This window comes from Symbioplanes lichenis (genome assembly GCF_030709675.1).
Lineage (GTDB): Bacteria > Actinomycetota > Actinomycetes > Mycobacteriales > Micromonosporaceae > Actinoplanes > Actinoplanes lichenis.
Map to the genome: position 1 here is coordinate 185318 of NZ_JAUZQD010000017.1, position 22271 is coordinate 207588.

At 73.3% G+C, this 22271-nt stretch carries 22 protein-coding genes and 3 pseudogenes; 10 read left to right on the forward strand and 15 right to left on the reverse strand.

Annotation, left to right across the window (positions count from 1 at the left end; genetic code table 11):
* Positions 1 to 12 precede the first annotated feature (12 nt).
* From RAN62_RS34395 to RAN62_RS34405, 3 genes are all read right to left on the reverse strand, one after another.
* Complete coding sequence (locus RAN62_RS34395) at positions 13 to 603, reverse strand: hypothetical protein (protein ID WP_305789016.1); 591 nt, start codon at positions 601 to 603, stop codon at positions 13 to 15.
* 70 nt (positions 604 to 673) lie between these two features.
* Positions 674 to 1702 carry a tRNA (adenine-N1)-methyltransferase gene (locus RAN62_RS34400; protein WP_305789017.1) on the reverse strand — a complete coding sequence of 343 codons (1029 nt, stop codon included), beginning with the start codon at positions 1700 to 1702 and terminating at the stop codon, positions 674 to 676.
* Positions 1703 to 1718: 16 nt separating this feature from the next.
* A complete protein-coding gene (locus RAN62_RS34405) occupies positions 1719 to 2789 on the reverse strand; it encodes a site-2 protease family protein (RefSeq protein WP_305789080.1) in 1071 nt (356 codons plus the stop codon).
* A 426-nt stretch (positions 2790 to 3215) separates the two neighbouring features.
* Here RAN62_RS34405 and RAN62_RS34410 point away from each other — a divergent pair.
* The 3 genes and pseudogenes from RAN62_RS34410 to RAN62_RS34420 all read left to right on the forward strand — a co-directional run.
* Positions 3216 to 3536: pseudogene (locus RAN62_RS34410) on the forward strand (RecB family exonuclease); the annotation flags it as partial.
* A 12-nt stretch (positions 3537 to 3548) separates the two neighbouring features.
* A pseudogene (locus RAN62_RS41470) lies at positions 3549 to 4571 on the forward strand (RecB family exonuclease); the annotation flags it as partial.
* A gap of 663 nt (positions 4572 to 5234) precedes the next feature.
* Positions 5235 to 5948, forward strand: coding sequence for a response regulator (locus tag RAN62_RS34420; protein ID WP_305789018.1), 714 nt, complete (start codon positions 5235 to 5237; stop codon positions 5946 to 5948).
* Between the two features lie 33 nt (positions 5949 to 5981).
* On the opposite strand, the gene RAN62_RS34425 is transcribed toward RAN62_RS34420, so the two are convergent.
* The gene (locus RAN62_RS34425; protein WP_305789019.1) at positions 5982 to 6761 is read right to left on the reverse strand and encodes a DUF4097 family beta strand repeat-containing protein; all 780 of its coding nucleotides are present in this window, start codon (positions 6759 to 6761) and stop codon (positions 5982 to 5984) included.
* A 10-nt stretch (positions 6762 to 6771) separates the two neighbouring features.
* Entirely contained in the window at positions 6772 to 7236 is a 465-nt protein-coding gene (locus tag RAN62_RS34430; RefSeq protein ID WP_305789020.1) for a toxin-antitoxin system HicB family antitoxin, read from the reverse strand.
* 177 nt (positions 7237 to 7413) lie between these two features.
* On the opposite strand from RAN62_RS34430, the gene RAN62_RS34435 reads away from it, so the two are divergent.
* Entirely contained in the window at positions 7414 to 8178 is a 765-nt protein-coding gene (locus RAN62_RS34435; RefSeq protein ID WP_305789021.1) for an ABC transporter ATP-binding protein, read from the forward strand.
* The gene (locus RAN62_RS34440; RefSeq protein ID WP_305789022.1) at positions 8178 to 10715 is read left to right on the forward strand and encodes an ABC transporter permease; all 2538 of its coding nucleotides are present in this window, start codon (positions 8178 to 8180) and stop codon (positions 10713 to 10715) included. The genes RAN62_RS34435 and RAN62_RS34440 overlap by 1 nt, the downstream gene beginning before the upstream one ends.
* Positions 10716 to 10938: 223 nt before the next feature.
* Here RAN62_RS34440 and RAN62_RS34445 read toward each other — a convergent pair whose 3' ends face one another.
* Positions 10939 to 11586, reverse strand: a complete 648-nt coding sequence (locus RAN62_RS34445) for an HAD family hydrolase (protein ID WP_305789081.1) — start codon at positions 11584 to 11586, stop codon at positions 10939 to 10941.
* A gap of 75 nt (positions 11587 to 11661) precedes the next feature.
* Entirely contained in the window at positions 11662 to 12393 is a 732-nt protein-coding gene (locus tag RAN62_RS34450) for a neutral zinc metallopeptidase (RefSeq protein WP_305789023.1), read from the reverse strand.
* A 62-nt stretch (positions 12394 to 12455) separates the two neighbouring features.
* Here RAN62_RS34450 and RAN62_RS34455 point away from each other — a divergent pair, with 62 nt between their 5' ends.
* Positions 12456 to 13184: a YqjF family protein gene (locus tag RAN62_RS34455; RefSeq protein WP_305789024.1), complete on the forward strand. Its 729-nt coding sequence runs from the start codon at positions 12456 to 12458 to the stop codon at positions 13182 to 13184.
* Between the two features lie 90 nt (positions 13185 to 13274).
* Here the strand turns inward: RAN62_RS34455 and RAN62_RS34460 are convergent, their stop codons facing one another.
* The 5 genes from RAN62_RS34460 to RAN62_RS34480 all read right to left on the reverse strand — a co-directional run bounded on the left by RAN62_RS34460 (position 13275) and on the right by RAN62_RS34480 (position 16780).
* On the reverse strand, positions 13275 to 13883 hold the full coding sequence (locus RAN62_RS34460) for a dihydrofolate reductase family protein (protein WP_305789025.1): 609 nt from the start codon (positions 13881 to 13883) through the stop codon (positions 13275 to 13277).
* Positions 13884 to 14051: 168 nt separating this feature from the next.
* Complete coding sequence (locus tag RAN62_RS34465) at positions 14052 to 14390, reverse strand: ArsR/SmtB family transcription factor (protein WP_305789082.1); 339 nt, start codon at positions 14388 to 14390, stop codon at positions 14052 to 14054.
* 72 nt (positions 14391 to 14462) lie between these two features.
* On the reverse strand, positions 14463 to 15008 hold the full coding sequence (locus RAN62_RS34470; protein WP_305789026.1) for a hypothetical protein: 546 nt from the start codon (positions 15006 to 15008) through the stop codon (positions 14463 to 14465).
* Positions 15009 to 15103: 95 nt separating this feature from the next.
* Entirely contained in the window at positions 15104 to 16051 is a 948-nt protein-coding gene (locus RAN62_RS34475; protein ID WP_305789027.1) for a CDP-alcohol phosphatidyltransferase family protein, read from the reverse strand.
* Between the two features lie 75 nt (positions 16052 to 16126).
* Positions 16127 to 16780, reverse strand: coding sequence for a hypothetical protein (locus RAN62_RS34480; protein ID WP_305789028.1), 654 nt, complete (start codon positions 16778 to 16780; stop codon positions 16127 to 16129).
* Positions 16781 to 16929: 149 nt separating this feature from the next.
* Between RAN62_RS34480 and hpt the strand changes: the two genes are divergently transcribed.
* Both hpt and RAN62_RS34490 read left to right on the forward strand, forming a co-directional pair.
* On the forward strand, positions 16930 to 17478 hold the full coding sequence (gene hpt / locus RAN62_RS34485; RefSeq protein ID WP_305789029.1) for a hypoxanthine phosphoribosyltransferase: 549 nt from the start codon (positions 16930 to 16932) through the stop codon (positions 17476 to 17478).
* Entirely contained in the window at positions 17475 to 18014 is a 540-nt protein-coding gene (locus RAN62_RS34490; RefSeq protein WP_305789030.1) for a pyridoxamine 5'-phosphate oxidase family protein, read from the forward strand. The genes hpt and RAN62_RS34490 overlap by 4 nt, the downstream gene beginning before the upstream one ends.
* On the opposite strand, the gene RAN62_RS34495 is transcribed toward RAN62_RS34490, so the two are convergent.
* A complete protein-coding gene (locus RAN62_RS34495; RefSeq protein ID WP_305789031.1) occupies positions 17975 to 18178 on the reverse strand; it encodes a DNA-binding protein in 204 nt (67 codons plus the stop codon). The two genes, RAN62_RS34490 and RAN62_RS34495, sit on opposite strands and share 40 nt — an antisense overlap.
* Before the next feature lie 186 nt (positions 18179 to 18364).
* Between RAN62_RS34495 and RAN62_RS34500 the strand changes: the two genes are divergently transcribed.
* Positions 18365 to 19234 (forward strand): PAC2 family protein, encoded by an 870-nt coding sequence (locus tag RAN62_RS34500; protein ID WP_305789032.1) that lies wholly within the window; start codon positions 18365 to 18367, stop codon positions 19232 to 19234.
* A gap of 48 nt (positions 19235 to 19282) precedes the next feature.
* On the opposite strand, the gene RAN62_RS34505 is transcribed toward RAN62_RS34500, so the two are convergent.
* Together RAN62_RS34505 and RAN62_RS34510 are read right to left on the reverse strand one after the other, a co-directional pair.
* On the reverse strand, positions 19283 to 20536 hold the full coding sequence (locus RAN62_RS34505; RefSeq protein ID WP_305789033.1) for an FtsX-like permease family protein: 1254 nt from the start codon (positions 20534 to 20536) through the stop codon (positions 19283 to 19285).
* Positions 20533 to 21297 (reverse strand): ABC transporter ATP-binding protein, encoded by a 765-nt coding sequence (locus RAN62_RS34510; RefSeq protein ID WP_305789034.1) that lies wholly within the window; start codon positions 21295 to 21297, stop codon positions 20533 to 20535. Before RAN62_RS34510 ends, RAN62_RS34505 begins: the two co-directional genes overlap by 4 nt.
* 116 nt (positions 21298 to 21413) lie before the next feature.
* Here RAN62_RS34510 and RAN62_RS34515 point away from each other — a divergent pair.
* Positions 21414 to 22265, forward strand: a pseudogene (locus RAN62_RS34515) (GntR family transcriptional regulator); the annotation flags it as partial.
* Positions 22266 to 22271: the final 6 nt, after the last annotated feature.

Here is a 22271-nt window from a genome sequence, read left to right on the forward strand (position 1 = left end):
CAGTGGAACATGTCACAAAGTCGGGCGCCCGACGAGTGACGCGACCACGCGGGAGAATTCCTCGAGCCGCGCGATCTGGCCAGGGCCGCCATCGTCAAGCGTCTTACCGAAACGCAACGCGTCGTGGCGTACGGCGGCCCGGCCTTCCTCCTCCGCCACACCCGGCGGCGGAACGGCGTCGTCGACCGAGCTGAGCAGCAGGTACACGTCGATGCTGTCCACCCGTGCCTGCCCGCTGGAGGTGCGGGTGAGCCGCCGCCGGCAGCCCACCTCCGTGACCGTCGACAGCGGCACCACGCGCAGGGAGGACGTCATCGACCCCACCGGGCCGTCCCCGGGGGCCACGTCCTCGCCGTGCCACAGCACCAGGCGGCTGCCGTCGCAGATGACGACCTCCTGCCACACGCCGTTGACCTCGTTGACGAAGCGCTCCAGGGTGAAGGTGAGCACCGAGGCGCCGCGCAGCACCCCGAAGAGGGCGTCCAGGGCCACCTCGGGGTCGCGCAGGTAGGCGCGGGCGGCCGAGTCCAGGTCCTCGTACGGTGACCAGTCCGGGAAGACCGCCGGCATCTCGTTGCTGCCCCCGAACGGCGGAGAACTCATCGCGCCCACCTGATCCCTCCCCAGCACGTCCGAAGTCCGGGACGGAAACTACCCGATGCCCCGGGGAGCGTCACGCCCCGGCGTCGGCTTCCAGCTCGGCCCGGCGCGCGGCCGCCCGCTCGGCGGTCGTCACGGCGGCGGTCGTCACGGCGGCGTCCCCGGCTTCCTCCTCCGGCGCCGGGGCAGCGGCGGCCAGTGCGGCCTGGGCGGCACGCTTCAACGCGTACGCCTCGGCGCCCTTGCTCGGCTTGCGGCGCCGCGGCGGGGCGGTGACCCCGGGCGCGAGCTTGCGGGCCGACACGAGGAAGGCGGTGTGGGCGATCATGCGGTGATCCGGGCGTACGGCCAGCCCCTCGGCGTGCCAGTCGCGGATCAGCGACTCCCAGGCCCGCGGCTCGGTCCAGCCGCCCCGCTCGCGCAGCGCCTCGACCAGCTCCGACAGCTGGGGCGTCGTGGCCACGTACCCGATGAAGACGCCGCCGGGCACGAGCGCCTGCTCGACCATGTCGAGCGCCTCCCACGGGGTCAGCATGTCGAGGATGATCCGGTCGAAACCGGTCTCGCGCGCCTCGGCCACGTCGCCCTGGTGCAGGTGCCAGGCGGGGTGCGGGCCGCCGAAGAACGCCTCGACGTTCTTGCGCGCCACCGCGGCGAAGTCCTCGCGGAGCTCGTACGAGTGGACCTCGCCGGAGGAACCCACCGCCCGCAGGAGCGAGCAGGTGAGCGCGCCGGAGCCGGCCCCGGCCTCGAGCACCCGCGCGCCCGGGAAGATGTCACCCATGGCGACGATCTGCGCCGCGTCCTTCGGATAGATGACCTGCGCGCCGCGCGGCATGGACAGCACGTAGTCCGACAGCAGCGGGCGCAGCGCCAGATAGGGCGTGCCGCCGCTGGACACGACGACGCTGCCGTCGGGCAGGCCGATCAGGCCGTCGTGGGCGAGGGCGCCGCGATGGGTGTGGAACTCCTTGCCCGGCTCGAGGACGATCGTGTGCATGCGGTTCTTGGGATCCGTGAGCTGCACCCGATCGCCCGGCCGGAACGGCCCGCGGTGGGCGGGCACGGTCTCGTCTGCGACGGCGTTGTCCTGAACAGTCACTGATCATCTCTCTCGGTCACCGGGCGGGCACACGACGTGCGGCGCGGCGCGGTTCGAGCACCTCGGCCAGATCCGCGACGTACAGCACGCCGACGACATCCTCGCCTGCCGTCACGGCGTACTGTGCACCCGGGTGGGCCTGCACGGCCCGGACCACCTGCTCGCCGGTCAGCCCCGTGCGCAGCGCGGGCACCCGGGCGAGGTCCGCCGCGACCGTGTCGACCGACACCCACGGCCGCCGCGCGACCGGCACCCGCGCCGACTCCGCGGGATCGACCAGCGCCACCACCCGCCCGGACGAATCGGTCACGGCCAGGGCCTTGCGCGCCAGCGGGGACTCGTCGGCGCGACGCTGGGCCTCCGCCAGCGGCGTTCCCGAGGGTACGGGCACCAGCGGCCGGGCCAGCGCCGCAAGGTCCACCAGCGGGAAGCGCCGGGTCATCCGCGCGAGCCGGATCGACTGCCCCGCGCCCTGCCACAGGGTGAACGCCACGAGCAGCACGAACAGCAGCCCGAGCAGCGTCAGCACCCCGAGCTGGTAGAGCGTGACCGTGGCCAGCGCCGTCACCGCCGCGATGCCCCGGCCGGCCCACGCCGCGCCCTCGGTGGCCTTGTTCCGGTCCTTGAGCAGCGCCCACAGGCCCGCGCGGAGCGCCCGCCCGCCGTCCAGCGGCAGCCCCGGCAGCACGTTGAAGACCGCCACGATCACATTGCTGGCCGCCAGCTGGAAGGCGATCTGATCGGCCACCGTGCGGTCCGGCAGCAGGATCGCGGCGACGGTCGCCGCCACGCCCAGCACCAGCGACACGGCCGGCCCGGCCAGCGACACCAGCGCGTCGACCCGCGGATTCGGCGCGTCCCGGTCCATCTCGGTCCAGCCGCCGAGCAGCTCCAGCGTGATCCCCCGCACACCGATCGCGTAGCGCCGGGCGGTGAGCGCGTGCCCCAGCTCGTGCAGCAGCACGGACCCCAGAAGGCAGACCACAAAGCCCAGCCCCACGAGGTACGACCAAGGGGCGGCCAGCAGGAGCTGAGCCTCCGCGTAACCGCCGTAGACCACCGTGACCAGCGCCGCGAGCAGAATCATGGACGGGCTGACGTACACCGGGACGCCCAGCACCCGCCCCACCTGCCGCCGGCCGGGCCTGCGCTGCGCGTCGTCGTCCACGGGGTCGATGCTACGGGCGGTGCCTGCCGGGCGGAGATGTCGTACCCCTCCCCTAGCCTTACCCGCATGACGACAGAAGCGGTTAACTCCCTTTCGTCCGGCGGTGTCTCGTCTCCCTCGGCCGGCGGCGCTTCCTCGTCTGTGCCAGCCGCTTCGTCCCCGGCGGCGCCCGGCTCGGCGTCGGCGGCACCCGGCTCGGCGTCGGCGGCACCCGGCTCGGCGTCGGCGGCGCCCGGCTCGGCGTCGGCGGCGCCCGGCTCGGCGTCGGCGGCGCCCGGCTCGTCCCCGGCGGCGCCCGGCGCTTCGTCCTCGACGCGCGCCGATTCCTCCTCGGCGGCCGGGTCCGTGGCGGATCTCGCTGTGCCGTCCGGGACCGGATCGCCGCTGCCCGCGACCAAGGGCCCGTCGCTGTCGCCGTCGCGGGCGGCCGACTTCAAGACCTGCCCGCTGCTGTTCCGCTTCCGCACCATCGACCGCCTCCCCGAGCAGCCCACCCGCGACCAGGTCCGGGGCACCCTGGTCCACGCCGTCCTCGAGCGCCTCTTCGACCTGCCCGCCGGCGCCCGCACCCCCGAGGCCGCCGCCGCCCTGGTCCGGCCGGAGTGGGAGCGCCTGCTCGGGTCGGAGCCGGAGCTGTCGGCCCTCTTCGACGACCCCGCCGAGGCGCCCGTCCCCCTGGTGGACGGCCCGCTTGCCGCTCCTCCCGCCCCCGCGACCGCCCTCTCCACCGAACCGTCCACGCCTTCCCCTGGACCGTCCGCGTCTCCTGCCGGGCCGTCCGCGTCCTCCACCGGACCGTCCACGCCTCCCCCTGGACCGACCGCGTCTCCTGCCGGGCCGTCCGCGTCCTCCACCGGACCGTCCACGCCTCCCCCTGGACCGACCGCGTCTCCTGCCGGGCCGTCCGCGTCCTCCACCGGGCCATCCGCGTCTGCCCCTTCCACCGAGGCGGGCGCGACGACGACCGAGGCGGGCGCGACGACGACGGCCACCGCCCCCGCTTCGAGCGCGACCCCTGCCTCGGGCGCGGCTGCTTCCGGGGCGGCCGGTCCGACGGTCAGGGGCGACGGGGTGCTGCCCGGGATGCCGGAGGTGCCCGCCGAGGACGAGGCGGCGCGGCTGGAGCGGTTCCTGCGGGACGCGGGTGATCTGCTGGCCGGCTACTTCGCGGTGGAGGACCCCAACCGCCTCGAGCCGGCCGAGCGGGAGAGCCTGATCTCCACGCTGGTCGACGACGAGCTGCTGATCCGCGGCTACATCGACCGACTCGACATCTCACCCGCCGGCGACCTGCGCGTCGTCGACTACAAGACCGGCGGCGCCCCGCGCGAGGCGTTCGAGGGCCGGGCGTTGTTCCAGCTCAAATTCTATGCCCTCGTCCTGTGGCGCACCCGCGGCGTGGTCCCCCGCGTCCTCCGCCTGCTCTACCTCAAGGACGCCGAGGCCTGCGACTACAGCCCCGACGCCGAGGAGCTCGAACGCTTCGAGCGCACCCTGCTCGCCCTCTCCCGAGCCATCGAGCAGGCCAAGGAGCAGCGCGACTTCCGCCCCAAGCCGAGCCGGCTCTGCGGCTGGTGCAGCCACCAGCAGTTCTGCCCCGAGTTCGGCGGCACCCCGCCGCCCTACCCCGAGCCCACCGCCGCCACGGCACCGCTCGCCCTGGTCCCGGCCGCCGCCACGGCAACGCCCGGCCTCGCCGACGCCACCTCCGCCACGGCAGCGCCCGATCTCGCCCAGGCCGCCCACACCCCGGCAGCGCCCGACCTCGCCCCCACCGCGCCGGCCACGGCGGCCACGGCGGCGCTCCACCTCATCCCGGGTGCGGCAGCGCACGACCATGCCCAGGCCGCCCCCGCCACGACAGCGCTCGACCACGTCCAGGCCGCAGTCACTCCGGCCGCCGGCTCCCCGCGCCCCGGTGCGGCCCTCCCCGTCGCCCGGCCGCCGCACGAGGACGACCTTCCGCCCAGCCGCCGGGTCACCGACCTCTGACAGCCACGACGGCCCCGCCCCACCGGGTCCGGCTCACCCCGCAGGACCGGCCCGGCCCACCCCCGTCGCGTTCGATCCGCTCGCCCGGCCCGCCCGCCTGATTCGGCCCGGCCCACCGCCGCCGCATTCGATCCGCTCGCCCGGCCCGCCCGCCTGATTCGGCCCGGCCCACCGCCGCCGCATTCGATCCGCTCGCCCGGCCCGCCCGCCTGATTCGGCCCGGCCCACCGCCGCCGCGTTCGATCCGCTCATCCGACTCGCTCGTCGGGTCCGGTTCGGTCCACCGCTGCTGCCGGGGGCGTCGGTCGGGTGGCAGTGCCCCGGGGCGCGATCGCATAGGGTGAGCGCCCTGAGCGGCGTGGGGAGGCGCGGGTGACGGCGGGTGACGGGGTGCGGGTGGCGGCGGGGAGCAGAGCGGCCCGGACCGTCCGGGTGTTGCTCGCCGACGATCAGCCGATGCTGCGGTCCGGGTTGCGCAGCGCCTTCGCGGGCGTGGAGGGCCTGACCGTCGTCGGGGAGGCCGGCGACGGGGTGGAGGCGGTCGATCTCGCGCGGCGGCTGCTGCCCGACGTCGTCGTGATGGATGTGCGCCTGCCGCGGCTCGACGGCCTGGCCGCCACGCGGAGCATCGCGGGGTCGGGGCTGCCGGTGCGCGTGCTGATCCTGACCGCGCACGACGGTGACGAGCATGTGCTCGGTGCCGTGGCGGCGGGGGCGGCCGGCTACCTGGGCAAGGATGTGCCGCCGGGCGAACTTGTGGCGGCGGTGCGTACCGTGGCCGCCGGCGGCGCCGTGGTTGCTCCTCTGCTTCTCGGGCGCCTGCTCAGCCGGGTCGCCGAGCTGCTGCCCCCGGATGGGAACGGGCCGTCCGCCCCGGCGCTCGACGCGCTCACCGAGCGGGAGCGGGAGGTCTTGGTCCACGTGGCCAAGGGCCGTTCGAACGCCGAGATCGCCCGCGCCCTCACCGTCAGCGAGACCACCGTGAAGACGCATGTCGGCCACGTGCTCACCAAGCTGCGGTTGCGCGACCGGGTGCAGGCGGTCGTCCTCGCGTACGAGACAGGGCTGGTCCGCCCCGGATCCTGACCAGCGACAAAGAAGCCGCCGGAACGACCAGCGTCAGGCCGCCACCCGACCCACGGCGCGCCGGACGGAGATGTCGCCGCTGGCGGTGGTGGCGCGCAGCTCGAGCGCAGCCGCGCCGCCGGCCGGGGCGCCGGTCATCGGGAGATCGCTGTTCGTGCGGCCCGACGACGTGGTGAGGTCGAGCCAGACCGAGGTGCCCGCGACCACCCCCACGGTGACGTCGCCCGACGAGGTCTTGAGGTCGGCGCGGCCCGAGCGCAGGGCGCCGATCTCCACGTCGCCCGACGACGAGCCGGCGCGTACGGACCCCGCGGCGCTGCCGATCCGCACGGCGCCGCTCGACGAGTGGGCGATGACGTCACCGGTGACGTCACCGATGCGTACCTGGCCGGAGCCGGACCCGGCGCTCAGCGCGCCGCCGACCTGACCCACCTCCACGTCGCCGCTCGTGGTCTTCAGGTGGGCGTCGCCGGTGGCCGTGTCGAGGGTGATGGTCGCGGAGGACGCGTCGACGCGGACGGTGCTGTAGCGGCCGCGCAGCTCGACGTCGGCCGCGGGCACCTGGGCCGCCACGGCGCTGCCCGCGGGCACGCGCACCAGGACGCCGGTGCGGGGGCTGCGCCATCGGCCCACGCCGGAGCGCTCGGGGGCGTGGACGATCAGGACGTCGCCGTCCAGCTCGACGTGGAAGCGATCGTCGTCGCCGGACACGGTGACGGTGATCGTGTCGGTCTCCTCGGCGTGGACCTCGGCGTGGCCGCGGTGCAGGCGCAGGGAGAGGGTGACGGGCTCGGAGCGGCTGAACTCGGGCATGACGACTCCTTCAGGCTTGGGCGAAACCGGTCAGGCGCCGGCCGGACCGGGCGGGCACAGCGGCGGCCACGGCCCGCACCAGCCACGCGTTGACGGAGATGCCCTCGGCGGCGGCGGCCTGCTCGGCGCGGGCCTTGAGCGACTCGGGCATCCGCAGGGTGAGCCGGGCCTGGTCACCGCCATCCTCGGGCACGAAAGCGGGAGCGGGAGCGGGCACGGCCGGCGGGGGCGGAGCCGCGTCGGTGACGACGAAGTCGGCCTCCCGGCCCCGCAGCCGCACATCCACGACCGGCCCGTCGAGCCGCGTGGTGATCTCGGCGGCCGCGTCGGAGAGGGCCTCCAGCAGGGTCAGCCGCACCGCCGGTTCGAGGGCGCCACCCAGGAGCGTCGCGGCCTCCGTCACCGGGGGTCCGGCGGGCGCGGCGGCGGCAGACAGGTCGGCCCGCAACGATTCCAGGTACGGCGTCAGATCCATGACGTCACTATGACGTCATACGTGACGTCACGTCAAGGCATCGGGGACAACCCTGAGACCGCCTGGGTGGCGCCCCCAGCGAAATCTCCGCGTACGTGTACGCCGCAGGGCGGACGTCCGGAACCGCGCCCATCGAGAGACTGAGCCGCGAGCAGCCGACAGAGCGGGAGAGAGACGATGACACCGACCACCACAGAACCCATCGCCGCGCGCGCCGACGAGGTCTGGAAGGTCTACGGCACCGGCGAGGCGCGGGTCGTCGCGTTGCGCGGGGTGAGCGCCGAGTTCGCCCGGGGCAGATTCACGGCGATCATGGGGCCGTCCGGCAGCGGCAAGTCGACGCTCATGCACTGCCTGGCCGGGCTGGACTCGGTCGACCGGGGCACGGTCCACATCGGCGGCACCGCGGTCAGCGGGCTCGGGGACAAGGCGCTGACCCGGCTGCGGCGTGACCGCATCGGCTTCATCTTCCAGCAGTTCAACCTGTTGCCGACGCTGAGCGCCGCCGAGAACATCAAGCTGCCGCTCGACATCGCCGGCCGCAAGCCCGACCAGCAGTGGTGGGACGTCGTCATCGACACCGTCGGGTTGCGGGACCGGCTGTCGCACCGGCCGGCGCAGCTCTCCGGCGGTCAGCAGCAGCGGGTGGCGTGCGCGCGGGCGCTGATCGGGCGGCCCGACGTGATCTTCGCCGACGAGCCGACCGGCAACCTCGACTCGCGGTCCGGCGCCGAGGTGCTGTCGTTCCTGCGGGCCAGCGTGCGCGAGCACAACCAGACGATCGTGATGGTCACGCACGACCCGGTCGCTGCGAGCTACGCCGACCGGGTGGTCTTCCTGGCCGACGGTCAGATCGTCGACGAGCTGCACGGGCCGACCGCGGACACCGTGCTCGACACGATGAAGCGGCTGGACACGTACGGCGAGCCGGTGATGCTCTGATGTTCCGCGCCACGCTCAAGAGCCTGCTCGCCCGCAAGCTCCGGCTCGTACTCTCCGGGCTGGCAGTTGTCCTGGGGGTGATGTTCGTCGCCGGGTCGTTCGTGCTGACGGACAGCCTCAACCGCACGTTCGACGCGCTGTTCGCCGACGCCTACGAGACCACCGACGTCGGTGTCAGCGCGAAACCGACGGTTGCCGTCTCGGAGCTGGAGGGCGAGCAGGTCGACACGCCGCTGCCGGCTGCGGCGCTGGCGACGATCAAAAACGTTCCCGGCGTACGGACGGCAACCGGCCTGGCCGAGGCCGACGGCGCCCGCGTCATCGGCTCCGACGGCAAGGTGCTGACGTCCACCGGCCCGCCCCGGATGGGCGTGGCGTGGACCGGCGAGGACGAGCTCGTGCAGCTCCGGCAGGGCAAGGGGCCTGCCGCCCCGGACGAGATCGCCGTCAACGCCACCGTCGCCGAGGCCGCCGGCATCAAGGTCGGTGACCGGGTGAGCGTGCTCACGCTGCAGCCCAAGAAGGAGTTCACGCTCGTCGGTGTGTGGGGCTACTCCGGCAACCGGGACAGCCTTGGTGGCGTGCAGGAAGTCGCCTTCACCGAGCCGGTCGCGCAGCAGCTCATGCTCGGTCGTACCGGCGTCTACAGCTCGATCCGCGTCCAGGCGGCCGACGGCGTCTCCCCCGCCGAGTTGCGCGACCGGGTGGGCGCCGCCCTCGGCGCCGGCTACGACGTCAAAACCGGTCAGCAGCTCGCCGAGGACAACGCGGCGGAGCTCAAGGACGGGCTCGCGTTTTTCGGGCAGATCCTGCTCGGGTTCTCGGCCGTGGCGCTGTTCGTGGGGATCTTCCTGATCCTCAACACGTTCTCGATCGTGGTCGCGCAGCGCACCCGGGAGCTCGCCCTGATGCGGGCGCTGGGCGCCAGCCGGCCGCAGATGATCGGCTCGGTGCTGCTCGAGGCCGTCGTCGTGGGCCTGCTGGCGGCCGTCCTCGGCCTCGCCGCCGGGTACGGAGCCGGCGCCGGCCTGGGCTACCTGTTCAGCAGCTTCGGAGGCGGCGGCCTGGAACTCGCCTCGGCGGGCCTGCCCCTGTCGGCGGTCATCTCCGCGTTCACGATCGGCGTCCTGGTGACCGTGGTGGCCGCGCTGCTGCCCGCCCTGCGCGCCGCCCGGATCCCCCCGGTGGCCGCCATGCAGGACGTGGCCACGCCCGACCGGCCGCTGACCCGGATCAGCGTGGCGGGCGGCGTCGTCACGGCGGCCGGCGCGGCGGCGCTGGGCACCGGCCTGTTCGCCGACGCGGGCGGCGCCGACCTCTACCTGATCCTCGGCGGCGTGCTGGTCACGTTCATCGGCGTGGCGCTGCTCACCCCGCTGATCAGCAAGCCGGTCGTGGCCCTGCTCGGCCGCCTCTTCTCGTGGTCGCTGCCGGGCCGCCTCGGCCGGCTCAACTCGGGCCGCAACCCGCGCCGCACGGCGATCACGGCGGCCGCCCTCATGGTCGGCATCGCCCTGGTCACCGGCGTCACGGTGGTCATGCGCTCGGCCCAGGCCAGCCTGGAGACGGAGATCAACCGGGTGCTGGCGGCCGAGATCGTCATCAACGGCGACCAGACCGGCCCGCGCCCGCCGACCTACGACCCGGCCGTCGTGGCTCAGGCCCGCGACATTCCCGGCGTACGGGCGGCAGCCGCGCTCTACGACGACCAGGTCCTCGTGAACGGCACCCGCGACTACGTCACCGCCACCGACGACCTGGCCCAGCTCGGGACGACGTTCGGGCAGTCCGTGGCGCCGCTGGGCGCGAGCCAGATCGCCGTGAGCCGGGACACCGCCACGGAGAAGGGCTGGCAGACCGGTACCACGGTCACCGTCCAGACCGCCCGCGGAACGCCCCGGGACTACACGGTGGCGACGGTGTTCCCCGAGGACTCCCTCCCCGGCACGATCATCCTGCCCGCCTCGGCGGTCGCCGGGTTCGGCATCCCGCAGCCGGTCGCGGGCTTCGTCAAGCTGGACGACGGCATCCCGGTCGACAGCGTGCTGCCCGCCGTGAAGGCTCTGCTGGCGGACAGCCCCGAGGTCGCCGCCTCGGACGCCGCCACCTTCATCGACCAGCAGGCGTCCATCTTCGACACGCTCATCACGATGATCCAGATCCTGCTCGCCCTGGCCATCCTCATCGCCGTGCTGGGCGTGATCAACACCCTGGCCCTGTCCGTCCTCGAACGCACCCGCGAGCTGGGCCTCCTCCGCGCCGTCGGTCTCGGCCGGGCCCAGACCATGCGCATGATCACGGTCGAGGCGGTGGTGATCAGCGTCTTCGGCGCCCTGCTCGGCGTCGCCGTGGGCGCCGGCCTGGGCACGGCGGTCACCCGCGCCCTCGAGAACGACGGCGTCACCGAGCTGGTCCTGCCGTGGACCCGGATGGGCACCTACCTGCTGCTGGCCGCCCTGGTCGGCGTGATCGCGGCGGTGCTGCCGGCCATCCGCGCGGCCCGCCTCAACGTCCTGGGCGCCATCGCCCACGACTGACCCGCGAAAACACCCGGCCGGCCGCACACGGGACCTGCGGCCGGCCGGCCCGCACGCCGATCGGGCCGCGAGACGCCGCCGGCTCCCGGGTGAGCTCGACCGGACGCGCACCTCAACCGGCGACCGGAAGTGCGACTCGGACGACAACGGCGACCGCAAACGCGGCTCAGGCAGCGCGGCACGGCGGCGCAGGCGCCTCAAGTGGCGGCGCGGCGCGGGCGGGTCAGGCGGTGACCTCGGTGAAGAGCGACCCCAGGAACGCCACGTCCACGCCCACCAGCGACTCCCGCACGTGCACCCCGTCGGTCGGCGGGAGCTCGAGCTCGGCCGGCACCGCGATCACCCGGGCGCCCGAGGCCAGGGCGCTGGTCATGCCGGTCGGCGAGTCCTCGATGGCGACGCACTGGTCGATCGGGACGCCGAGCAGCTCGGCGGCGCGGCGGTAGGGGGCCGGGTCGGGCTTGGGGGCCGACACCTCGTCGCCGCAGACGACGGCGTCGAAGTTGTCGCGGCCGAGGGTGCCGAGCGCGACCTCGACGAGGCGGCGGCCGGTGGAGGTGACCAGGGCGGTGGGCAGGCCGGCGGCGCGGACGGCCCGGAGCAGCTCCATGGCGCCGGGGCGCCAGACGAGGCCGGCGGCGAAGAGCTCCTCGACGCGGCCCTCGATCCACGCGACGTCGGCGGCCTCGTCACGGTCCGGCTGGCCCAGGTCGTCGCGCAGGATCCGCATGGAGACGCGCATGCTGCTGCCGACCATGGCGTGCCGGGCGGCCAGGGACAACGTGCCGCCGGCGTGCGCGGCCAGCTCGTGCAGGGCCACGTCCCAGACCTTTTCGCTGTCGACCAGGGTGCCGTCCATGTCGAAGAGCACCGCGGCCGGGAGTGATGAGGTCATGAGCCCATTGTCCCCGGCCGGGCCCCGCCACGCCGTCAGGTGTGACGGGACTCAAGAAAGGTTGCACGGCTCCAGCGAGTCGTTGTAGCCGTTGCTGAAGGCCTGGGTGCGCTGCCGCGCGGTCCCGTGCGCCCCCTCGGCGAACCACGGCTGCCCGGGGTCGTCGCCGACCGCCTCCAGGCCCGCCGCCAGCTCCGACAGGTCGCCGTCCTCCAGCTTGAGCCGGCCCTGCTTCTCCATGTCGCCGATGTACGCGCCGGCCATGCAGTCGGCCTGCAGCTCCTGTTCGATCGTGAACTGCTTCTGGATGCTCAGGCGACGCTGGATGGCGTGGGCGTACTCGTGGCCGAGCAGGTAGAAGATGAACGCGTCGCCGATCTGCCGGAAGGCCTGGAACGCCCAGTCGGAGTCGTACGCGATGAAGTCCCCGGCCGAGCAGTAGGCCGCGTTGTTGAGGCCGAGCCCCTGGCCGCCGCAGTCGACCTCGCCCTCCCGGTCGTAGGGGATCAGCTCCGCGATCGGCTCGAAGCGCAGGCCGGACCGCTGGAACTCCGCGCCCCAGTAGACCTCGGCGATCTCGCGCGCGTCGCCGACGTCGGACTCGAACTCCTCGACCGTGTCCGTGCCGTCGACGTCGGGGTCCAGGGTGGTGGCCGCGGTGGCGCCCGGGTCGGCGCGGGGGCGCTCGGCGGCGGGGTCCGACCGGGGCGCGGAGACACAGCCGAGGGCGGTGATGACCGCGACGGCCAGAACCACCGGGACGAGGCGGCGACGGTGCGGCATAGAAGTCCTCCGGGCCGGTGACGGGGGACTTCCACGATACGGAAGGCGTAGGTTGATCACTCATGCGAGTCGAGGACGTTTTTCCCGAGACGGTACGGCCCGTGCGCCGGCCGTGGCTCGTACAGAGCTGGCGTGACCTGGCGTTCCTGCACTGGGCGGTGCCACCGGAGACGGTCGCGCCGCTGCTGCCCGCGGGGAGTGGGCCCGACACGCTCGGCGGGGTGACGTACGTGGGACTGATCGGTTTTCGCATGGTCGGCCTCGGGCTGCTGCGCGGGCCGGGGCTGCCGTGGCTGGGGACGTTCTGCGAGACGAACGTCCGGCTCTACAGCGTGGACGGTCAGGGCCGGCGCGCGGTCGTCTTCCGGTCGCTGGACGCCGAGCGGCTGATCCCGGTGCTGACGGCGCAGGCCACGCTCCGGCTGCCGTACAAATGGTCGCGCATGCGCTTGCGCAAGGACGGCGACCTCGTGCGCTACACCTGCCGGCGGCGCCCGTCCGGGCCGTCGTCCGATTTTTCGGTACGCGTCGGAGCGCCGATCCCCGGCCCGACGGCCCTCGAGTTCTTCCTCACCGCGCGCTGGGGTCTGCACACCCGCGCCTGGGGCCGGACTCTGCACCTGCCGAACGAGCATCCCCGGTGGCCGTTGCACCGGGCCGAGCTCGTCGACCTGCACGACGAACTCGTTCCCGCGGCCGGCCTCCCCGCGCCGGTCCGCCCGCCCGACAGCGTGCTCTACTCCCCCGGCGTCCCGGTCACGTTCGGCGCCCCCGGAGTCGCCGCACGCTGAGAAGCGCCCCCGCGGTCGCCACGAGCTGCGAAGCGCTCCCGCGGTCGCCGCGAGCTGAAGAAGCGCCCGGGAAGCGCCGCCAAAAAAGCCCTACTTCCCTTCGGGCACGTGCTCCTGGATGTCGTCGTAGCCGGCCGGGGCGGGCGCGGGCCCCGGGGCATAGATCACCCGGATGACGCCGGTCGGGAACACCTCGGTCGCGGTCACCGTCAGGTGGTAGGGCGCGTCCCCCTCGTCGAACAGCTTGCGTCCCTTGCGGGCGGCCACCGGGTGCACGAGCAGCCGCAGCTCGTCGAGCAGCCCGGCGGCGAGCAGCTGCTGCACCACCGAGATCGACCCGGGCACCAGAATGCCCTGGGCCTCCGTCTTGAGCGCGGTCACCGCCTCCACCAAACCGCCCCGGAGCAGCTCGGAGCCGCGCCAGCCGAACTCCAGCGGCTGCCGCGAGACGACGACCTTGCGCAGGTCGCCCAGCTGCTTGGCGAACGGCGCGTCCTCGCCGCCCGCGGCCTCCCGCCCGGGCCACGCGCCGGCGAAGCTGTCGTAGGTCACGCGGCCGATCAGCAGCGTGTCGGCGGTGTCGTAGTCCTCGCTGACCGCGCGGCCCATGTTCTCGTCGAAGTAGGGGAAGTGCCAGGCGGGGTCGATCTCGGCCACACCGTCGGCCGAGACGAACAACGTGGAGATGACCTTGGACATGACGAAGGCTCCTCAGCGAAAGCGCGAAACAGCGGACGAAGCGAACGAAGCGAATGAAGCGACGAAGCGAACGAAGCGAACGAAGCAGCGGACGAAGAGCTCAGCCGGCGAGACAGCGAACGGATCGCGGCGCGTCGAAGATGCGGGTGAGAACCAGATCGGTGTCGCTCATGATGACTCCTCGTTCTCCTGCAGACGGCGAAGGTGGGCGTCGAGCCGGCGGAAGCTCTCGTCCCAGAAGCGGCGGTAACGGTCCATCCACTCGGTCGCCTCGCGCAGCGGCTCCGCCTCGAGCCGGCTCGACCGCCACTGCGCGGTGCGGCTGCGGCTGATCAGGCCGGCGTGCTCCAGCACCTTCAGGTGGCGGGAGATCGCCGGGAGGCTGATCGCGAACGGCTCCGCCAGCTCGGACACGGTCGCCTCGCCCTCCGCGAGCCGCGCCAGGATGGCCCGGCGGGTCGGGTCGGCGAGCGCCGCGAAGATCAGGCTGAGCCGGTCGGTGGCCACTGCGTTTAACACCTCGGTTAATTAACGGACGCGTTAAACATAGGCAGGCCGGGCGACGGCGTCAAGGGGAAGTCAGACTCGCGAGGGAATGCGGCGGTGCAGCTCCGCCAGCAGGACGTCCGGGCCCGGGGACATGAGCCCCACGTCGACCACGAAGGCGGGGTGGCCCGCCCGGTGCAGCATCCGCGGCTTGCGGCCCGGGCCGGGCAGCTCGGTGACCGCGTCGAGGCTCGACGGGGTGATCACCAGCTCGGTGAAGGGCCCCCAGCGGCGCAGGCCGACCGACGCGATCGCGTCCCAGGGCATGTGCACGCCGTGGCGGCCGGTGGCGCCGAAGTCGATGCCGAGGACCGAGCTCTTGAGCCAGCCGAGCCTGTTCCAGGCGACGAGCAGCACCAGGCTCGCAGTCACCACGGGCGCGATGAGCAGCATCTCGGCGATCCAGGGGATGTCGGCCCCCGACGGGTACGTGCCCAGGGCCGCCCGCACGCCGAGATAGACGGCCACGCACCACACCCACACCAGCGCGATCACCCAGAGCATGGTCACGAAGACCATGCCGCGGGGCTGGAAGAACGTCGTCGCGTCCTCGCCGACCTCGAGCGGGTGATCCTCCACTCCGCCATTATGCGTGAAATGTCCGGCCCGCCACCCGAGAACGAGCAACGGCCCGCCGCCCGGGAACGGGCGACGGGCCGGGAGGAGCGAAAAGCTCAGTGGGCGGCGGGGATCTGCGACAGCACGACGGTGTCGTCCTCGTCCACCACGTCCACCACGGCGTCCTCGTCGTCCAGGTCCGCGACCGCCGGCGCGAGACCGGCCGCGACGGGCGCCGGGATCTTGGCCAGCTCGCGGTAGTAGTTCTGGGTCGCCGAGTAGAGCTTGTAGATCAGCAGCAGCTCGAAGGCCAGCAGCAGCACCGAGGCCAGGATCGTCACCGGCAGCACCAGCGAGGTGAGCGGCGCGACGATGAAGACGAACATCTGGAACTCGATGCCGCTGAACACGTGCGCCCGGATGCGGCGCTTGACCAGGGCCTCGCGCAGCTTCGCGAAGGTGCCGTGGCGCTGCCGGAAGTCGGCCTCGGCGGCGCTGACCACCGGCGCGTCATCGGCCGGGGCGGGCTCGGGCGCGATGCCCGCCTCGAGCCGGGCGGCCTCGAGCCGGCGCCGCATGTCGCCCTTGACCTTGCCCATCTGCAGGGCGTTCAGGTAGCGGAACATGTCGAGGAAGATGACCACACCGGCGAGCCAGAGGAACGCGATGTTGTCGGTCTTCGCGTACTGGCCGACCATGAGCGCCACCGCGCAGACCACCACGCGGAGCCGGTCGAAGACGTAGTCGAACCAGGCGCCGAAGAGCGAGCCGTTGCCCTTGAGCCGGGCGATCTTGCCGTCCATGCAGTCCAGCACGAAGCTGAAGTGGAAGACGATCGCGCCGGCGACCAGCCACTTGTAGTCGCCGAGGGCGAAGAACCACGCCGCGACCGCCCCCAGCACGAAGGCGCCCGTGGTCACCAGGTTGGGCGTGACCCAGCGCAGCGGGGCGACCAGCTGGACCAGCCGCGAGGCCAGCGGATCGACCAGGAGCACGGTCCACCACGCGTCGCGCTCCTTGTACGTGCGCGCGCGGATCTCACTCAGCGTGAACCGTTCAGCCATGCCCAACTCCACCCAGATGACCATTACGTGAATAAGAGACGACTGGCATCGTACGAGCCCGCGCAAGTCCCGAGATCAGGTGAACTCGAGGAGAACGGCGAGGACCGGCAGCGCGGCCACCACGAGCCCTGCCCCGGTCCCCCGGTACGGCTTGCTGAGCAGGCACAACAGCCCCGTCACCAGCTCGGCGAGGGCCACCAGGCGCAGGGCTGTGGCCGTACCGTTGCCGTCAGTCAGCAAGAGTGCCGCGACGCCCAGCGCCACCGGGGCACCCACCGCGCCCACTCCCCCGAGGAAGCCGAGCGTCGCCAGGGGCGGGGAGGCCGCTTCGAGGATCGCGTCACCGAAGAAGCCGGGCGCCGGGGCGAGCCGGAGGACGTACCCCCGGGTGTCGCAAGCCTCCAGACCGGGCGCCGCCTCGCCGCGCCGGACCCGCAGCCCGGCCCGCGTCCAGAAGTCCTCCTGCGTGGCCGCGAGCTCCGGCCACGCCAGGGGCACGTCGCGCAGCAGCAGACTCCGTGAGTAACGCCACGTGCCGTCCGCCGCCCGCACCGGTCCGCGGCCGTGCGCCACCGGGGTGACCGCGAGCCCGGACGCCGCCAGCACCCACGTCAGCCGGCGCTCCACCCCGGCCGCCCGGCGCCGTGCGGGGCCCAGCCGCCAGCCCAGGGCCACGACGACCGGGGCGGTGACCGCTATCACATACAGGGCCATCGCCGTCCTGCCCATGGTCGCAGTGTGGCTGCTGGGACGCCGGGTGTCCGGCGATCGGCCCAACCGGCGTACCCCGTGTGTGGGACAGCGGTGGTTGGCTCGTCCCGCCCGCCGTGTCAGGATGCGGCGGACGAGTCGGCCGGACGGCCGGGACGGGGGCACGCGTGGACGCCGAGCACGTCGCGGACGACCTGGCCGGGGTGCTGCTGACCGAGGAGCAGATCCTCACCCGCGTCGGCGAGCTGGCCCGCGAGATCGCCAAGGACTACGCGAGCCGCGACATCGTGCTCATCGGCGTCCTCGGCGGCGCCGCCACCTTCACCGTCGACCTGGCCCGCGCCCTCGAGACGCAGGTCGAGATCGGCTGGATGGCGTTGCGCTCCTACACGACGAGCAAGCGCAGCTCCGGCTCGCTGCGCCTGCTCAAGGACCTCGACCTCGACATCGAGGGCCGCGACGTCATCATCGTCGAGACAGTCGTCGACACCGGCCTGACCATGTCCTGGCTGCTGGGCAACCTCCGCACCCGCAACCCGGCGTCGGTCGCGGTGTGCGCGCTGCTCCGCAAGCCCGACAGCCCGGCCTTCGACGTCCCGGCCTACGTCGGCTTCGAGGTTCCGCCCGGCCTGATCGTCGGCTACGGCCTCGACTACCGCGCCCGCTACCGCAACCTGCGCTGCGCCGCGATCCTCGCCCCGAGCGCCGTGACGTGACGACGAACCCCTGGCTGGCCGGGCCGTCGCCCACCGCGCGGCTGCCCCGCGAGCGGCTCGAGGAGCGCATCCTCAACCTGCTCAGCTCGCAGAACATGTGCGTGCTGGCCACCGCCGGGCCGGCCGGGCCGCTCGCCACGCCGATGCGCTACTTCCATCTCGGATTCACCTTGATCGTCACGGCGGCGCCCGGCACGCCCAAGTTGCGCAACATCGCCGCCGACCCGCGCGTGTCCGTGGGCGTCTTCGCGCCGCTGGTCGGGCAGGCGAGCAGCCGGGGCGCGCAGGTCTTCGGGCGGGCCCGGGTCCTGGCGCCGGGCGACGCGGAGTTCGAGGAGCACTGGCCGGCCGTGCGGTGGCAGTCCGACCACGTCGAGCGCTCCCGGCCGCTGGACGAGCCGCCGCTCGGGCCGCTGGTGCTGATCCCGGCCGACCGGATCGTCTACACCGAGCACTGGCTGCGGCGGGACGGCTTCGCGCCGCGGCAGTTCTGGGCTCAGAGCTCCTCGTCGGCCAGCATGTCCTGCGGGCGGTAACGGCCGATCCAGACCTCGATGTCGGCCTTGCGCCAGACCTTGCCCATGGCCAGCTCGTCGTACGGCTCGGGAAAGTCGGCGGCCGCGGCGATCTGCTGGACCCGCTGACGGCTCACGCCCAGCCGCTCCTCGATCTCGCGCGCACCCATCAGGAACTTTCCCATGCCCAAGCATGGTTCCAAACCCGGTGTGGTCAGGGGACTATCGGCACCGCACCGTTCGGCCGGAAACGTGGGCGAATGGCCCGTTTCACCTTGGGCGGCATCCGGGGAGGCGCGGCGCGGCCGCGCGGTGGGATCCGATCGCGGCACGTAGGCTGGCGGGGTATCGAGGTACGAAAGGTTGGCACCGTGACAGAGTTCGACGGCCTACCCCTGCTGCGCTCCCCCGTGGCGATCGCCGCCTTCGAAGGGTGGAACGACGCCGCCGACGCGTCGACGGCCGCGGTGGAGCACCTCGAGCAGGTGTGGCAGGCCCGCGAGATCACCACCATCGACCCGGAGGAGTTCTACGACTTCCAGGTCAGCAGGCCGACCACGACCATGGCCGACGGCGAGACCCGCAAGATCGAGTGGCCCACCACCCGGTTCAGCGTGGCCAGCCCGCCCGGCACCGAGCGTGACGTCGTCCTGATCCGGGGCATCGAGCCGAGCATGAAGTGGCGCACCTTCTGCGAGCAGATCCTCGAGGTCTGCCACAGCCTGGAGGTCGACCGCATCATCCTGCTCGGGGCGCTGCTCGCGGACGTTCCCTACACGCGGCCCCTGCCGATCAGCGGCAGCGCGAGCAAGGAGGGGCTGGCGGAGAAGTACAAACTGGCGCTCACCCGCTACGAGGGCCCGACCGGCATCGTCGGCGTCCTGCAGGAGGCGGCGAACCACGCCGACCTGGAGGCGCTCTCGTTCTGGGTGCACGTCCCGCACTACGCGAACAACCCGCCCTGCCCCAAGGCGACGCTGGCCCTGCTCAGCCGGCTCGAGGACGTGCTCGACCTGCCCGTGCCCCTGGCCGACCTGGCCGAGGAGTCCGACGAGTGGGAGAAGCGCGTGCGCGCGGCCGCCGAGCAGGACGCGGAGCTCGGCGAATATGTCCGGGAGCTGGAGGAACGCGTCGGCGACGAGGGCATCACCCCGCTGACCGGCGACGAGATAGCGAGCGAGTTCGAGAAGTACCTGCGGCGCCGGGGCGGGTCGGCCGGCCCGACCGCCGGGTCCTGGTGAGGTTCTGACGCCGGGCCGGCCCTCCCTCACAGGAGCGCCGGCCCGTCTTCAGGAAAGCAGCGCCGGGACCGGCCCGGCGATCACCCGCCGGGTGGTGCCCAGCAGCGCCGCGCCGGTCAGGGTCAGGGCCACCCCGACGATCACCAGATAGGGACACGGGGACGGCTGCGGCCACACCACGCCCGTACGCGCCAGGGCGAACGGCACGATCGTGCACAGCGCCGCCACCGACCCCGCCGCCACTCCCGTGATCGCCGCCAGCGCACCCTCGAGAGCCACCATCGCCGTCAGCTGGCCCCGCGTGGCCCCCGCCAGCCGCAGCTGCGCGAACTCCCGCCGCCGGCCCGTGGTCGCCGCGATCAATGTATTCACGAGCATCACGGCGACGAACAGCGTGATCATGCCCACCACGGTGTAGTTGAGCGTCTGGATGTCGGCGGCGAAGTCCGGCACGATCGTCCCGGCCGCCGCGCGGTCCTCGGTCTCCTGCATGATCACCGTGCCCGTGGCGATCCCGCTGAACAGTGTCACGGGCATCACCGCGCCAGCCGGCTTCCTCGCCATCGGCCGCAGCGGGGCGCTCACCGCTCGCAGCAGCTCCGGGGCCAGCAGCGCCAGCCCGATCGACGCCCAGATGCCCGCCTGTCCCGCGGTCTGCATCGCGTCGATGCCCTTCCCCCTCATCACGGTCGCCGTGACGATGCCGCAGCTCACGCCGGCCGCGAGAAACACCCCGGCGGCGATCCGCCGGGTGCGGGGCCGGTCCTTCCGCACCCCTTCCCGGGTACGCCGCTCAGCCGCGACCGCCGCGATCAATGACCCCAGAAGCGTCACCCCGAAGCCGGCCGCGAGCGCGATCGGCCCGAACTCGTAGCCCACCGCCTCCGCCACCTGTCCCGTGTCGTGCAACAGTGCGAGCAGCACCCGCCCGAGCAGCAGCCCGCCCGGGACTGCCACGGTCGCGGCGATCAGCGCCACGAGCGCCGCCTCGCCGACGATCATCCGGCGCACCTGGCCGCGGGTGGCGCCCGTACGCCGCAACAGCGCGACTTCCTCGGCCCGCCGGCGCACCGACAGTCCCAGCGTCGACGTCACCGCGAAGACGACGATGACGAGACACCAGCCGCCCGCGACCGACGCTGTCGTGATCAATGACTCCGCGCTGGCCGCGTCCGCCCCCGCGGCGGTGTCGATCAGCGACGCGAACGCCGTGAGCAGCGTCGCCCCGAGCAACGCGGACAGGAACGTGGCGGCGAACCCGCCCGGCCGGTGGCGGAGGCTGCGCCAGGCGACGGCGATCATGCGACGACCTCCAGCTTCCGGTCGCGGGCGGCGTCGCCCAGGTGCGTGAGCCGGGCGGCGACGGCATCCGCGGTGGGCGCCCGCAGCTCGCCCGCCCGCCGGCCGTCGGCCAGGAACACCACGGCGTCCGAGGCCGCGGCGGCGACCGGATCGTGCGTGACCATGACGACCGTACGGCCGAAGTCGCGCACCGTGGCCCGCAGCAGCCCCAGCACCTCGCGGGCGCTGCGCAGGTCGAGGGCGCCGGTCGGCTCGTCGGCGAAGATCACGTCCGGCCCGGCCACGAGGGCCCGGGCGATCGCCACGCGTTGGCGCTGGCCGCCGGACAACAGCTCGGGCAGGTCGTCCAGCCGGTCCGCCAGCCCCAGCTGCTCCACCGTGGCCAGGACGGCCTTGCGGTCGGGGCGGCGCCGGGCCAGCCGGAGGGGCAGCTCGATGTTCTGCACCACGGTCAGCGCGGGCACCAGGTTGTAGTCCTGGAACACGAAACCGGCGCGGCGGCGGCGCAGCTTCGTGCGTACGGTGTCGTTGGCTCCGGTCAATTCGGTTCCGCCCAGGAACACGCGCCCGGCGGCCGGCTCGTCCAGCCCCGCGGCACAGCGCAGCAGCGTGGACTTGCCCGAGCCGGACGGCCCCATGACAGCGGTGAAGGTGCCCGCGGCGAACGCGGCGGTCACCCCGTCGAGCGCGGTCACGGCGGCCCCGGTGCCCCGGCCTGCGTAGGTCTGGTAGAGCTCCTCCACCCGTACGGCGTCGGTCATCGCTCTGTCCCCCTCGTGTCGAGTGGGTACACCGTACGAAGTCCGGAGTGGAGGCCACAGTGGTGCCAGCACCCCTCTTGGTAGCCTCAGTGCACTAGTACACCGGGAGGTGGGGCATGTTTGCGTACCGGCGCATCGCCGACGAGATCGCCGGCCGGATAGCCGCCGGCGCGCTGCGGCCGGGCGACCGGGTGCCGTCCACCCGGGACATCGTCGCGCAGCACGGCGTCGCCATGGCCACGGCGACGAAGGCCCTCGCGTGGCTGCGGGAGCAGGGGCTGGTGCGTGCGGTGCCCGGCGTCGGCACCGTGGTGACGCCCGTCACCCCGCCCCGGCCCCGGCGGTCGCCGGCGCGCCCGGGCTTGGTCGAGACGGCGATCCGCGTGGCGGACGCGGAGGGGATGGCCGGGCTGTCGATGCGGAGGGTCGCCGCCGAGGCGGGCCTGCCGACCATGTCGCTCTACCGGCACGTCGCCGACAAGGAAGAGCTGCTGCTGCTCATGATGGAGAGCGTCTTCGCCGCGAACCCGCCGCCCACGCTCACCCCGGACCGGGACGGCTGGCGGGCCTGCGTCGAGGCGGGCGCCCGGCTCCAGTGGGCCATGTACCGGCGGCACCCCTGGCTCGCCGAGGCCGTCTCCTTCACCCGGCCGCTGCCCGCCCGGCACGCGATGGCCCACACCGAATACACGATGCGGGCCCTGGCGGCACTCGGCCCCGCCACCCGCTTCCGGGCGGCGGTCATGATCGCCAATCACGTACGCGGCACAGCGGTCAGCCTCGGCGCGGAAGCCGACGCCCGGCGGGAGACCGGGCTCACCGACCACCAGTGGATGCTCACCCAGCGGGAGCGCTACGCGGCGGCGCTGGCCGGGTCCGACCTGCCGCTGCTCGCCGCGACGATCACAGGGCCGGGCGCCGAGTTCGACCTGGACGTGCTGTTCGGCTTCGGGCTCGACCGCCTGCTCGACGGT